The 11,499-nt window shown below is 61.1% G+C and carries 6 protein-coding genes and 1 CRISPR repeat array (1 of these 7 only partly in view); of the genes, 2 read left to right on the top strand and 4 right to left on the bottom strand.

What is annotated here, in order from left to right; all coding sequences use genetic code 11:
- Positions 1–10: 10 nt before the first annotated feature.
- The 4 genes from gyrB to dnaA form a co-directional block, all read right to left on the bottom strand.
- The gene (gene gyrB, locus HRU71_09145) at positions 11–2,593 is read right to left on the bottom strand and encodes a DNA topoisomerase (ATP-hydrolyzing) subunit B (GenBank protein ID QOJ03643.1); all 2,583 of its coding nucleotides are present in this window, start codon (positions 2,591–2,593) and stop codon (positions 11–13) included.
- Entirely contained in the window at positions 2,590–3,021 is a 432-nt protein-coding gene (locus HRU71_09140; GenBank protein QOJ03642.1) for a DUF721 domain-containing protein, read from the bottom strand. The genes gyrB and HRU71_09140 overlap by 4 nt, the downstream gene beginning before the upstream one ends.
- A 21-nt stretch (positions 3,022–3,042) precedes the next feature.
- Positions 3,043–4,137: a DNA polymerase III subunit beta gene (gene dnaN / locus HRU71_09135; GenBank protein ID QOJ03641.1), complete on the bottom strand. Its 1,095-nt coding sequence runs from the start codon at positions 4,135–4,137 to the stop codon at positions 3,043–3,045.
- A gap of 359 nt (positions 4,138–4,496) precedes the next feature.
- Positions 4,497–5,834, bottom strand: a complete 1,338-nt coding sequence (dnaA, locus tag HRU71_09130) for a chromosomal replication initiator protein DnaA (protein QOJ03640.1) — start codon at positions 5,832–5,834, stop codon at positions 4,497–4,499.
- A 426-nt stretch (positions 5,835–6,260) separates the two neighbouring features.
- Here dnaA and HRU71_09125 point away from each other — a divergent pair, with 426 nt between their 5' ends.
- Positions 6,261–7,589: a tetratricopeptide repeat protein gene (locus HRU71_09125; GenBank protein ID QOJ03639.1), complete on the top strand. Its 1,329-nt coding sequence runs from the start codon at positions 6,261–6,263 to the stop codon at positions 7,587–7,589.
- Positions 7,590–7,682: 93 nt separating this feature from the next.
- Entirely contained in the window at positions 7,683–8,987 is a 1,305-nt protein-coding gene (locus HRU71_09120) for a hypothetical protein (protein QOJ03638.1), read from the top strand.
- Positions 8,988–9,208: 221 nt separating this feature from the next.
- Positions 9,209–11,499: a CRISPR direct-repeat array (repeat unit 36 nt; unit sequence GTTGCGGATTGCTCGCAGGCCGGGGTCGATTACACT); it runs 120 nt beyond the window's last position.

The raw sequence follows: 11,499 nt of genomic DNA, 5'->3' as shown, positions 1-11,499 counted from the left end.
TCGGCGTGAATCAGATATCCAGGTCCTTGACGTGGATCGCGTTGGTTTCGATGAACCCGCGGCGAATCTCGACGTCTTCGCCCATGAGAATCGAAAAGATACGATCGGCGTTGCGCCAGTCGGTCTCCAACTGCTCCACGTCGCCGGCCTCCTCGGAGATGACGACCTTGAGCAATTGCCGCCTGGTCGGGTCGAGCGTCGTTTCCCACAGTTCCTCGGCGTTCATCTCACCCAGACCTTTGAAGCGTTTCACCGTCGTGCCGCGCTGGCCCAGTTTGCGCACACCCGATGCCACGCTCCCCAGGCCGTCCAGATCGACCGCCTCGCCTTCGGCCGGCAACAGGACGTATCGCGCGGGGCTTAACTCGCCGGTGATCAACTCCTCGCGCCGCAGGAAGTAATCCGTCAGCGGCAACTTGAACTCTTCCAGCGTGCGGAGGCATTTCTCCAGCCGGCGGCTCTCGGGCAATTCGTAGCGCACCAGCCGCACCACTTCACCCTCGCCGTCTTCGCCGGGCAGGCTCATGCCGCCGTCGATGACCTCCAGCTGCGCGTGCTTCTCGGCGGCCTGACGACGGAAGGCGTTGAAGGCGTCGTCATCGGCAAAGTAATGCTCGGCCCCGGCCAGCACGGCTCGCACCTGCGGCAGCGGTGCGGCGCGATCCATCACGTGATTCTTGACAAACGACTCAAAATCAATGCCGCGCCGGTTCAGGGACCGCTCGATGAAGGAGATCTCATCCAGCGTGCGCACCAGCTCGCGCAGCTTCTCGCCCTCGATGTGCCGCGGCGTCTGCGAACCGTCGCTCCGTACCTCCAGCCGTGTTCCTTCGAGGCCCCATTCGTTCAGTTTGCCGTCCAGGACGGTGTCGTTCAGCACGAACTCCGCCTTCTTGCCGCGCTTGAGCAGATACAACGGCGGCTGCGCCACGAACATGAACCCGTTGTCGATCAATGATCGCATGTGGCGAAAGAAGAAGGTGAGCAGCAGCGTGCGGATGTGACTGCCGTCCACGTCGGCGTCCGTCATGATAATGATCTTTCCGTAGCGGCACTTGGTCGCGTCGAAATCCTCGCTCCCAGGCACGCCGCAGCCCAGCGCGCTGATGATCGTCTTGATTTCCTCGTGCGAGAGGACGCGATCCAGCCGGGCCTTCTCAACGTTCAAAATCTTGCCTTTGAGCGGCAGGATCGCCTGGCGCATCGAATCGCGCCCCTGCTTGGCCGAACCGCCGGCCGAATCACCCTCGACCAGGAACAATTCGCTTTCGCCGGGGTCCTTGCTGCGGCAGTCCCAGAGTTTGCCGGGCAGGTTTCCACTGGACAGGGCGCTCTTGCGCGTCGCCTCGCGGGCCTTGCGCGCCGCCTCGCGGGCGACGGCCGCCTGGATGCCCTTCTGAATCACCTTCTTGGCGTCGCCGGGGTTTTCCTCCAGCCAGTTGCCAAGCTGCTCGTTGACAACTGTCTGAACAAACCCCTCGACCTCCGCGTTCATGAGGCGATCTTTGGTCTGACCCTGAAAGTCCGGCTCGCGCACCTGCACCGAAACGATCGCGGTGAGTCCCTCGCGCCAGTCCTCGCCCTTGATCTGCAAATCGCCCTTGAGCAGGTTGTTCTTGCGCGCGTACGCATTCAGCGTGCGCGTCAGGCCCATTTGAAAGCCGGAGAGGTGTGTGCCGCCGTCGCGATTCTTGATGTTGTTGGCAAAGGAAAGAATGTTCTCGTTGTAGCCGTCGTTGAACTGAAACGCGATCTTGCAGGCCAGGCCCTGCGCCTCGTCTCGCCCGGCGAGCACCTGCGCCTTGTGCAGACCGGCCTTGCCCTCGTTCATGTGATTGACGAAGGCCCGCAGCCCGTCGGTGTAGAAATACTCCTCCTGCTTGCCGATGCGCTCGTCGATGAAGCGAATGCGCAGGCCCTCGTTCAGGTAGGCCAGCTCGCGCAGGCGCGTGACGAGCGTTTCGGTGCGGAAGTTGATGTCGTCGAAGATCTCGGCGTCGGGCATGAACTCGACGCGCGTGCCGGTGCGGGTCGTCTCGCCGATGAACTCCAGCGGCTTGACGACCTTGCCGCGCTCGAAGCGCATCGTGGCGACTTTGCCCTCGCGCTGCACCTCGACGACCATCGACGACGAGAGGGCGTTGACCACGCTGACGCCGACGCCGTGCAGGCCACCGCTGATCGTGTAGCTGTCGCGATCGAACTTGCCGCCGGCGTGCAGCACCGTCAGCACGATCTCCAGCGTGCTCTTGCCGTCGAGCTGGGGATTCTCCGGAACGCGTTTCGGCTCGAAGGGAATGCCGCGGCCGTCATCGGTGACGGTGCAGCTTCCGTCGGAGTTGATCTTGACGGTGATGCTCTTGCAGAAGCCGCCCAGGGCCTCGTCCACCGAGTTGTCCACGACTTCCCAGACGAGGTGATGCAGGCCGTGCAGGCCGGTGTCGCCGATGTACATCGAGGGGCGCTTGCGCACCGCCTCCATGCCCTCCAGCACCTTGATGCTGTCGGCCCCGTATTCGCCGTGGCCGCGGGCGGCTTTCGCCTTCTCCTCGGCCGGATTGGTCACTTGCGTGTCAGTCACGGATGCGCTCATTTGCTCCTTGATCGGCCTTCACCTGCCGCGTGTTTCCTGCGCTGGATCGGTCCGACGCGAAACACGATGCGACGTACGCGGGCATCTCCCAGCTCGTTCGCCAGCGCCGGCAGGATGGTAGCGCCGCTCAACCCATTCAGCACATACCGCGTCGCGGCGCTGTCCACGACAACCGTCAATGTGCCACGGTGCAGTTTTTCCACCGCGCTGTGGTCACGTTGCGCCGGCGGAACCACGCGCCGCCAGGCATCGGTCAACTGATCCAAATCCGTCGGCGCGGCGGCTAACGCTTCGCTCGCCAGCAGATCCAGCCGCTTCGCTGTCTGGCGCCGCTGGATCGCGTTCCGCTGCCAAAACAGCCGCTGTGCCGCACGCGAGGCACCCGTCATGCCCTCTGCTGCCAGAATCGCACTTCGCCGACTTGCCATGCGAATGCACGACCTCGCGCGTCAGGACAAATTCACCGGCATGACCACATACGTGAAATGCGGCCCGCTCTTGATAACACCCGGGCGACCCGGGTCTTTCAATTCCAGCATGATCTCGGCATCGCAGACCTTCAACGCGTCAAGCAGAAACTCCGGATTGAAGCCGATCTCGATCGGCGCACCCTTGTAGTCCACCGTCACGTTGATGCGCGCCTCGCCCTGCTCCGGTGAGCGGCTGGTCAGCACCATGCCCTCGCTCGAAATGGCGATGCGCACGCCCCTGGACTCCATGTTGGCCAGCAGGGCGGCCCGTCGCACGGCGCTGCGAAACGTCTCGGTTTGCAGCGGGATCTTTTTATCGTTGTCGCGCGGGATCACGTCCTGATACTTCGGGAAATGGCCCTCGACCAGCACGCTGCTGATCGTCGCACGCGAGGTACGCAACAGCACCTGATTCTGTTTGATCTGCACGTCCATCGACTCGTCGGCGTCGAAGTGCAGCTTGCCCAGCAGCGAAAGCGCCTTCGTCGGAACAATCGCCGAGCGATCCTCCCCAACGGCTTTCTCCAACGAGACGCCGGACATCGCCAGCCGCCGGCCATCGGTCGCAACGAGGTTCATTTGCTTGCCGCTCTTTTCCCACAGCACGCCGTTGATGGCGTAGCGCGTGTTCTCGCGCGCCGCGGCAAAGAGCGTCTTGTCAACCGCTTCACGCAGGGCAGCCACCTTTACGACAAAATCCGATTCGCCTTCCATATCGGGCACCGGCGGAAACTCTCGCACGTTCTGGCCGTTGATCCTGAAATAGCTGTCGGCGCCCCGAATCTGAAGAACATCACCGTCGGTCTCGAACGCAAGGGTCTCGTCGGCCGACTCGCGAACAATCGAGAACAACCGTTCGCCGGGCACCAGTGTTTCGCCCGTCTTGGTCACATCCACCTGCTTCACCACATATCGCAGACCGACTTCCTGGTCGTAGGCCGTGAGAATGACGCCCTGTTTCTCCGCCGTGACGCGGATGCACTGGAGGATGAGTTTAGGGGTGCGGGTCAGCAGGACACTGGAGGTCGCCGCGAGGGCTTCCAGCAACGCAGCTCGATCAATGACGCATTTCATGGTTACTTCCCACCAAACAACATTTCCGGCGGCCGGCTTCCTGATCATCCACAGGAACTGGTAATTGCTCCCAAGCGCCGAATAGAAATTCTTTTCGTCGTATACTTCAGTAAGGCCTGTGTCGACCGCCCCCACGGCGGCTCATTTCGACTAACCAATTCGCAGAGCGAATCTTACACCCGACCGGCCGGATCGTCCAACGCCGCATGCCTGTAAAAAGCCTGTGTGTAACTCCTGCTTCGGTCGCACCTCCTGCGCGATGGGCGGTCACGGTTAAGTATGCACTTCGTTTACCGAACCCCGCACCGTCAGTTTTTCCACGCGATCCAACAGGCGTCTACACAGGTTGCGCCGGCGTCCTATCCCTGTCGCAGCGAGGCCTCGATGTCTTCGAGCCGCGCTTGAAACGTCGGGTCGGTGTTTCGACGCTCACTGACCAGCCGATTGGCATGGAGTACCGTCGTGTGATCTCGTCCGCCGAAGAATCCGCCGATTTCCTCAAGGCTATGGGAGGTAAACTGCCGGGCCAGGTACATGCAGACCTGCCGCGGCAGCGCGATGGACCGGCTGCGTCGGCGGCCCTGCAAATCGGACAGCTTCACGTCAAATTTGTCGGTGACGATCCCCATGATGTCCTGAATGCGAATCTGGCGGCGCACCTGGGAGGCGTCCTGCCCGAGGCACTCTCGCGCGAGGTTCATGTCGATGATGCGGGAATCCAGTGTGGACATGCTGTGAAGTCGATTAAGAGCGCCCTCCAGTTCGCGAGCGTTGGATTTGAGCCGCGTGGCCAGGTACATCGCCACGTCTTCGGGGATCTCCATCTGCCGCGCGCGGCATTTCTTGCGAAGAATGGCCAGCCGCGTCTCCATGCAGGGTGGGTCAATCCGCAGCACCAGCCCGGAGTTGAACCGGCTGACGAGGCGATCCTCCAGGCCGACGATTTCCGAAGGCGGCCGATCCCCCGAGAGCACGATCTGCTTGTGGGCCTGATACAGTGTGTTGAAGGTATGAAAAAACTCGTCCTGCGTGCGTTCGCACGAGGAAAGAAACTGCACATCGTCGATCATCAGCACATCGACGTGGCGATAGCGGAATCGGAAGCTGTCCAGCGCGCCCTTCTCCATCGCCTCAATGAAGTGGTTCATGAACGTCTCGCTGGAGAGGTACATCACACGGGCCGCAGGGGAGCGATCCAGCACCTTGTGCCAAATGGCATGGAGCAGATGGGTCTTGCCCAGGCCCACGCTGCCGTAGATGAACAACGGGTTGTACACCGTGCCCGGCGATTCGCTGACTGCCATGCAGCTGGCATGGGCCATGCGATTGCACAAGCCGACCACGAACTGGTCGAAGGTGTAGTCGCCGTGGAGACAAAAAATACTATCGTATTTTTCAAAGGATGGGCGATCGTCGTCCTCCTCGCCGTCGCCGGCGGATGGTTCGCTGCCGTCGGGAAGAACAAACCGCACCGAGACCAGCCTGCCCGTGGCGGCCTGCGCCGCCTCGACCAGCGGCCTGCGACAGTATTCGAGCAGATAAGTCAGTTGAGCGGCATCGGCCGCCACGACGGTGATCTCCCCGCCTTGTGCGTCTTCCACTATTAAGTCACTGAACCACGCGCGACAAATGGCGGGATGACGTCGCCGCAGCAGCTCCAGAATCGCAGCCTGAAGCGATCGATTCAACGTTTGCATGGTCGGCCCAAAGCGGGGCGAGCGAGTTCAATTAAGAAACCACACGCCGAACGCATGTTTTACTGTAACTCTTTTTCTGTCAACAGGTTGCGGCAGAGCCAGAATGGCCCTGGCACAACCTGCATGATATTTGATTTAACCCCAACTCTCAATCCGTCAACCACCTCATTTCCATGTTTTGTCACCAAATTCTTTTAAACACCTTATCAACTAAAATTCACAACTCCCGCTGCTTCCAAGGGGCTTGAAGTCGCCACGCCAGCATGTACCATACCGACCTGAATCCAGAAACCGAGTCCTACGCATCGAGCACGAAGTCCTTCATGGCCGCGGGTGTCGTATCGCCATGCCGAATCCGACGCCCTGGCCAATCGTGTGACGGCAACAAGCGGGCACCACTCTTTTCGGAGACCAGGCAAACTTCTCATGGATACCACGGTTGACCTTGCAGTCCAGTTTGAACAACCCATTACCACTGCCGACGCATTCAATCAGCTTGCCTGTGCGGCGTTTTCGACCAACGAAACCCTGCACCGTTTCATCGAGCTGCTCAATGATCTGGAAGACAAGACGGAACGCGGTGAGGGCGACACTGCCGCTTCGAGCCTCAAGCTCGGCTTGGCTTACCTCTACATGGGAGACGCCCCCAAGGCCTTGGCGTGGCTGGGCCAGGCGACCGAAGGCGTTGTGCGCCGTTTGGCTGCTGGCCGGGCGCATCTGGAGTCGCGCCAATTCGCTGAAGCGCTCGCGGAGTTCGACAAGGCGGCGGCACTCGGGGCGAATCGGCTGGAGATTGACTGCCTCCGTGCCGAATGCCTCGCGCACATGGGCAACTTCGATGACGCCCTGCGCGCTCTGAAGCAACACGCCTCGCACGAGGCCGGCTCCGCACTGTGGAACTATGCCCGCGGCCGGATTCACCAGGAACAGGGCGATCTTCAGCGGGCCGCCGCGTCGTACAAGAAGGCCGTTGATATCGACCCGGCCAACGCCCACGCGCGCTTTTATCTCGCCTACCTCTGCGATCTGCTTGGCGACGACGAAGAGGCGATGAACCATTACATCCACTGCACCGGGTTGCCCCTCGTGCACATGCACGCGCTGATCAACCTCGCGGTCATTCACGAAGACAACAACGAATATGATCTCGCCGAGGAGTGCCTCCGCCGGGTGCTGGCCGTCAACCCCAATCACGAGCGCGCTCGGCTATACCTGCGCGATGTTCTCGCCGCCGACACGATGTACATCAACGAGCACCAGGTCCGCGCGATGGAGAAGCGCAGCGCCGTGCTCGATACCCCCATCACCGATTTTGAACTCTCCGTGCGCAGCCGCAACTGCCTCAAGAAAATGAATCTCAACACCCTCGGTGACTTGCTGCGCATCACCGAGGCCGAGTTGCTGGCCTACAAGAACTTCGGTGAGACCAGCCTCCGCGAGATCAAAGCCATGCTCGCGCAAAAGGGCTTGAGCCTCGGTCAGAACTCGCCGATGGGCGGCGCCGCCCGCCCCGCGCCCGACTTCGCGGCCCTCGCGCCCAACGTCAGCCCCGATGTTTTGAGCCGCCCGGTCATGTCGATCGAGTTGTCGGTGCGCTCCCGCAAGTGTCTCCAGCGGCTGGGCATCTCGACCATTGGCGAGCTGATCATTCGCAGCGAGCAGGAGCTGCTCGAATCGCGAAACTTCGGCCAGACGTCGCTGACGGAAATCAAGGCGTGCCTGGCCCAGATGGGATTGTCCTTGCGGCAGGCCTGATCGTCGATCCGACTCCGATTCCGCGGCGCGCTATCCTTGCTGTGAGCCGAGGCGCGAACCCCATCGAGCCGCGCCGGCCGGAGCCGTCCGCCGATGTCCGCCCAAAACCAGATCATCCGGGTTCTCATGATGATCGCCTCGGCGCTTCGAAAATGTCATCCGGCTGTTATTCTCGGCGTGACGCTCACCGCCACCACGCTGTGCTTTGTCGGATGTGAAGGACTTTTCGACACCCAGCGATGGACCAGCACCCATCGCCCCGAAGCCCCGCCCGAAGTCATCGTCGACCGACAAATTCGCGTCCGACTGCTGGAACTCAAACCCGGCCAGTCGGCTGAACTGGCCGTCACGTCGGTCTTTTCCGCGATCGACGGCGTGGCCGGCCGGCAGCTCGCGCCGGAGCATCCGCCGCTCTCCCTGGCGGCGCTGCGCCCCGCGACCGGCGGCGGCATCGCGCTGGGTGGCGAGACGTTTGATACGACCAACCTGCTGATCACGCCGGCGCGCGACGCATCGATCGTGTTGAATCAGCAAACCTATCGCGGGTCACTTCGCATCCTTCGCACCGGCGAGGCGCTCACGGTGATCAACCTCGTCGATGTCGAAGCGTATCTTCGCGGTGTGTTGCGCGGCGAACTTCCTCGCTACTTCCATCCCGAATCGTTCAAGGCGCAATGCGTCGCCGCGCGGACGTATGTGCTTTATCAAAAGCGAATCGCTCCGCCGGGCCGGCCCTGGGATGTCGTTGATGACGAAGGCAGCCAGATGTACATCGGCGTCAAAGGCGAGGACGCCATCGCGATCAGCGCCGTCGACGGCACGCGCGGTGAAGTCTGCCTCTGGAACGACGGCTCAAAGGAAGACATTTTCTGCACCTATTATTCTTCCGCTTGCGGCGGCCAATCGCAGCATGTGAACAACGTCAAGCCGCGCGATCCCGACGTCGGCCCGCTCCGCGGCGGCGTGGTCTGCGAAGATTGCTACGTCGCGCCGAATTACAAATGGGGTCCCGTTGAAATCTCCCGCGCCGACATGACCAAGAAACTCGTCGCCCGCTACCCCTCGCTGAAAAAGCTCGGCACGATCAGCGACCTGCGCCCGAAGGCCCGCACGCCCGACGGCCGCATCCTTCACATGGAGCTGATCGGTTCCGGCGGCGCGAAGGACGCGCTCATCGGCGAGGATTTCCGCCTGACGATGGGCGGGCGGCTTCTGAAATCGACAAACTTCCAGGTTGCAAAGAAGGGCGATCGGTTCATCTTCTCCGACGGCAAGGGTTTTGGCCACGGCATGGGTCTCTGCCAGTACGGCACCGAGACCAAAGCCCGCCGCGGGATGGATCACAAGGCCATCCTCGCGACGTATTACCCGGGTGCGATCATCAGAAAGATTTACTAGGCGGCCATCAAATGGTGGCACGCAGTTGCTCCACAGCGCTCCAAAGCATTACTTTTATTAATCACAGTGTTGACAATGCACCGCGGGGAAACCCACTCTTATACAGAAGTAGATTCTTATGGCTTGGTAAATGATATTCGCGGACGCAGCGCACAAAAAAAGGTCACAGCGTTTGCGATTCAACGGCGGCATCATTGTTAAAAAGAGCTGTGGTTTGTTGAGTTGCGGATTGCTCGCGGGTCGGGGTCGATTACACTCGCAACGGTGCGCTGCAATTCTACAAGCGTGTTGCGGATTGCTCGCGGGTCGGGGTCGATTACACTGTCCACGCGCGACATCACGGCGCTGGTGCTGTTGCGGATTGCTCGCGGGTCGGGGTCGATTACACTTTTGCCGCGCTGCCCGGCACCTCCGTGGCAGTTGCGGATTGCTCGCGGGTCGGGGTCGATTACACTACGCGACCGAGGAAGGCGCGGCCTGGATGAGTTGCGGATTGCTCGCGGGTCGGGGTCGATTACACTGTCTAAGACGGATGTCGCGCAGCCGACACAGTTGCGGATTGCTCGCAGGCCGGGGTCGATTACACTCGATTGCAAGAACCGCTGCCATGATTCCGTGTTGCGGATTGCTCGCAGGCCGGGGTCGATTACACTCTCACGCGGGCTGGACCAATCATGGGCTGTGTTGCGGATTGCTCGCAGGCCGGGGTCGATTACACTTCAACAAGTTGTCGGCCAGGACGGGGAATAAGTTGCGGATTGCTCGCAGGCCGGGGTCGATTACACTAAGCAAGAGTTTGGCACGTCGGCTTTGATGGTTGCGGATTGCTCGCAGGCCGGGGTCGATTACACTGCCTAGCGAGCACGAACCGGAAGGCGCGCTGTTGCGGATTGCTCGCAGGCCGGGGTCGATTACACTTCCCGCATAGTCCAACGTGCCGTCGTTTCGGTTGCGGATTGCTCGCAGGCCGGGGTCGATTACACTTTTGTCAGTCGCCGCATCGCTTGCTTTAGCGTTGCGGATTGCTCGCAGGCCGGGGTCGATTACACTGATTCGTACTGCCCTGCCCGTGAACCGATAGTTGCGGATTGCTCGCAGGCCGGGGTCGATTACACTGCCTATACCGGCGTGCCGATGCGCGTCGCGGTTGCGGATTGCTCGCAGGCCGGGGTCGATTACACTATACGGGCTATGGGCCGTGCGGCACGTATCGTTGCGGATTGCTCGCAGGCCGGGGTCGATTACACTCTTAAACGAGACGGCAGATAAGGTTCTTGAGTTGCGGATTGCTCGCAGGCCGGGGTCGATTACACTGGCGTTGTTGCGAATCACCAGTTCATCGACGTTGCGGATTGCTCGCAGGCCGGGGTCGATTACACTAATGTGTGCCGCCCGGCGAATGCGCGATGAGTTGCGGATTGCTCGCAGGCCGGGGTCGATTACACTTTTCGGAACGGGTCAATTTTAGCGTAACGGGTTGCGGATTGCTCGCAGGCCGGGGTCGATTACACTCGACTCGTTGTTGTTGGTCGCAATCGTTGAGTTGCGGATTGCTCGCAGGCCGGGGTCGATTACACTATATTGACCGTTTGCTAATTGACGGCAGACGTTGCGGATTGCTCGCAGGCCGGGGTCGATTACACTTGAACGACACCGACACGCCGGAAGGCCACTGTTGCGGATTGCTCGCAGGCCGGGGTCGATTACACTCCTGCCATCCGGCGGCCCGATCAACATTAGTTGCGGATTGCTCGCAGGCCGGGGTCGATTACACTCCATGCGACGATCTCTGTCTCGCGCAGGCAGTTGCGGATTGCTCGCAGGCCGGGGTCGATTACACTTCACCGGCGTTCGCTGGCCGCGCAGGAAGGGTTGCGGATTGCTCGCAGGCCGGGGTCGATTACACTCGACCGATTGTGCGGCGTTGCTGACGGTCGGTTGCGGATTGCTCGCAGGCCGGGGTCGATTACACTGCGTCACCTTCTGGCCAACCGCAGCCGTCAGTTGCGGATTGCTCGCAGGCCGGGGTCGATTACACTGTAAACCCGCGTCAACGTGACGACCAACGGGTTGCGGATTGCTCGCAGGCCGGGGTCGATTACACTTCATCAACATAGACGCTGGTTCCAACCAACGTTGCGGATTGCTCGCAGGCCGGGGTCGATTACACTAGGATCGTCGGCCTTTCCGTCTTCGCGGGCGTTGCGGATTGCTCGCAGGCCGGGGTCGATTACACTAGAAGACGAGGCGAGGTGATTGATGTTAAGTTGCGGATTGCTCGCAGGCCGGGGTCGATTACACTCCAGCCGTCCGGCTGCGCACATGGGGCATTGTTGCGGATTGCTCGCAGGCCGGGGTCGATTACACTAACAGGTGGCCGGTCAACTGGATAAGGACGGTTGCGGATTGCTCGCAGGCCGGGGTCGATTACACTTTACCGATGTAATTCGACTGCCGACAGGGAGTTGCGGATTGCTCGCAGGCCGGGGTCGATTACACTCGCGCCGACGCC

Source organism: Planctomycetia bacterium (assembly GCA_015200345.1).
Lineage (GTDB): Bacteria > Planctomycetota > Phycisphaerae > UBA1845 > UTPLA1 > PLA3.
Note: the sequence above shows the minus strand (reverse complement) of the source record. Positions and strands in the feature narration are given on the sequence as shown.

Excerpts from the sequence above, each read along its gene's own strand:
- gyrB (QOJ03643.1), bottom strand. The coding sequence starts at position 2,593 with ATGAGCGCATCCGTGACTGACACGCAAGTGACCAATCCGGCCGAGGAG.
- HRU71_09140 (QOJ03642.1), bottom strand. The coding sequence starts at position 3,021 with ATGGCAAGTCGGCGAAGTGCGATTCTGGCAGCAGAGGGCATGACGGGT.
- dnaN (QOJ03641.1), bottom strand. The coding sequence starts at position 4,137 with ATGAAATGCGTCATTGATCGAGCTGCGTTGCTGGAAGCCCTCGCGGCG.
- dnaA (QOJ03640.1), bottom strand. The coding sequence starts at position 5,834 with ATGCAAACGTTGAATCGATCGCTTCAGGCTGCGATTCTGGAGCTGCTG.
- HRU71_09125 (QOJ03639.1), top strand. The coding sequence starts at position 6,261 with ATGGATACCACGGTTGACCTTGCAGTCCAGTTTGAACAACCCATTACC.
- HRU71_09120 (QOJ03638.1), top strand. The coding sequence starts at position 7,683 with ATGTCCGCCCAAAACCAGATCATCCGGGTTCTCATGATGATCGCCTCG.